The 1,070-nt window shown below is 39.3% G+C and carries 2 protein-coding genes; both read right to left on the bottom strand.

What is annotated here, in order from left to right; all coding sequences use genetic code 11:
- Nucleotides 1-273: 273 nt before the first annotated feature.
- Entirely contained in the window at nt 274-492 is a 219-nt protein-coding gene (gene ymgF, locus E0D98_RS24635; protein ID WP_001065861.1) for a cell division-associated protein YmgF, read from the bottom strand.
- A gap of 130 nt (nt 493-622) precedes the next feature.
- Nucleotides 623-1,070, bottom strand: a 448-nt coding sequence (locus E0D98_RS24630; protein WP_131891320.1) for an EAL domain-containing protein, incomplete at its 5' end; no start/stop codon positions are given.

The following is a 1,070-nucleotide window of genomic DNA, read 5'->3' as shown; positions in this document are numbered from 1 at the left end:
AATATATAAATGATAAATAAGTCGGCATTATCATTTTTCACCTTATTTTCATGACATTGATCACTTTAGGGTGACGATTTTGTTTAACAAATAACTCTTCGACATCAAAATTGTTAATAGTTGCGATGAGGATTATTTCGGTGATATATAAAAACAACCGTGATAACACCAGGGTTGACAACTATTTGCGCAATAATGCCTTTCCTTCAATGATCCAGGCGTTCACTGCCAGCAACCCATTCAGCCGCATACTGACAGTGAGAAACTGAAAGATTATTGCTGATCCCTGTGGTTGACGAGTCTTTCTCTTAATCGATTAACCAGATTGATCGCCAGCCAAACAAGGGCATTAAGCAAATTTATCGTCACAAGCACTTCTCCCAGCCCGGTACTGGGTTTTGCAATAAGGATGACCAGGAGGGTGATCAGCATAAATGCAATGGAAAAGATGATATAGAGAGTGAAATAATCCAGATTATTACTATTGTTCATGCTACAATGGCAATCCTGTCAAAACTTTCAAACAATTATAGCAAACAAAATAATGAACAATAGTAACAAGAGGCAACGAGCTAATTAGCTGTCTATAATTACACCGCACTATGGCCTTACTGATCAATTTTCACTCAACCACAACCTTCACCTTCGGTTTAGAAAGGATAATTTTGACCAGGTCGATGTATGTAACAGGTTTATAGAAATAATAACCCTGCTGAAATGTGATATTATTTTGGTTCAGATAGTCAAGTTGTTCTTTCGTTTCGACACCTTCAGCGACGATACTGATCGAAAGTTTACGCGCCAGATCCAATACACAATCCAGAATTCGGGTTGATTCTGGGTCTGCGTTTACGCGGCCAACGAAACTGTGATCAATTTTGATATAATCAATATGCAGGTCATGAAGATAAGAAAGCCCTGAGTAGCCAGTACCGAAATCATCCAGCGCGATGACAAAACCATTTTCATGCAGAATGTTCAACCGCTGAACCAGACTTTCATCAACATTCAATGGCTCACGCTCGGTGACTTCCAGAACAAGGTTTAAATCGCGGCGGGTAAAATTGTCA

The organism is Escherichia sp. KCJ4928 (assembly GCF_004352695.1).
Lineage (GTDB): Bacteria > Pseudomonadota > Gammaproteobacteria > Enterobacterales > Enterobacteriaceae > ECMA0423.
The sequence above is the reverse complement of the archived record's forward strand: the minus strand, read 5'-3'. Positions and strand labels throughout refer to the sequence as shown.

What these genes read in the sequence shown, in the direction of transcription:
- ymgF (WP_001065861.1), bottom strand. Translation starts at nt 492, where the DNA reads ATGAACAATAGTAATAATCTGGATTATTTCACTCTCTATATCATCTTT.